This window comes from Vibrio sp. 10N.222.55.B11 (assembly GCF_041473705.1).
GTDB lineage: Bacteria > Pseudomonadota > Gammaproteobacteria > Enterobacterales > Vibrionaceae > Vibrio > Vibrio crassostreae_C.
In genome coordinates this window covers 1-226 of sequence record NZ_JBFRST010000199.1, presented here as the reverse complement: position 1 = coordinate 226, position 226 = coordinate 1, and the positions used below count along the sequence as shown (strand labels likewise).

Annotated in this window: 1 protein-coding gene; it reads left to right on the top strand. The window is 47.8% G+C overall.

The window, feature by feature from the left end; translation table 11 throughout:
• A partial coding sequence (locus AB4503_RS25710; RefSeq protein WP_372115938.1) for a helix-turn-helix domain-containing protein occupies window positions 1–178 on the top strand: 178 nt, incomplete at its 5' end.
• Between the last annotated feature and the right edge of the window lie 48 nt (window positions 179–226).

The following is a 226-nucleotide window of genomic DNA, read 5'->3' as shown; positions in this document are numbered from 1 at the left end:
TGCGCTCGCACACTTTAAAGACGGCCTCTCTCGTACACAAATTGCAAAATCTCTCAAAGTCAGTCGAACCAGTGTCAATAAATGGGTTCGGATTTTTTTTGAAGAAGGCCTAAACCTCGGACTGGTAGGCCTGCATACCTCACCGATGAGCAGCGGGCTCAACTCAGTGCCTTCATAAAAAAAGAAGCTGAATCACCTTCTGGTGGCCGCCTTGTTGGAAGCGATA